The organism is Deinococcus alpinitundrae (assembly GCF_009982895.1).
Lineage (GTDB): Bacteria > Deinococcota > Deinococci > Deinococcales > Deinococcaceae > Deinococcus > Deinococcus alpinitundrae.
In genome coordinates, this window is record NZ_WXZL01000222.1 from 1 (window position 1) to 276 (window position 276).

General features: G+C 34.4%; 1 protein-coding gene. It reads right to left on the reverse strand.

All coding sequences use genetic code 11. From position 1 onward, the window contains the following. Nucleotides 1–276: hypothetical protein (locus GUI70_RS25630; RefSeq protein WP_161884563.1), on the reverse strand; the 276-nt coding region annotated here is incomplete at both ends.

Below are 276 nucleotides of genomic sequence, written 5' to 3' on the forward strand. Positions count from 1 at the left end.
CGATTCATGTGTCTCTTCTTTTTTAATAGGCGTACAAACTTTTGGAGCTGGCTGAATTTCTTTTGGTGATACTTTCGTCGCTTCAGCTGGTAATTTAATTGCTAAAATTTCATCAACAATGAATTGCGTGTGTTGTTTGATGTCATTTAATGTCGCATCTTCATCAATCATTCTATTGCCATCTGCAACATATTGATCAATTAATACTTTTACTTTAGCTAATTGTTCTGGTGTTGCGATCGCTTTGAATTTCGCATATGTTTGTTGAGCAATGTT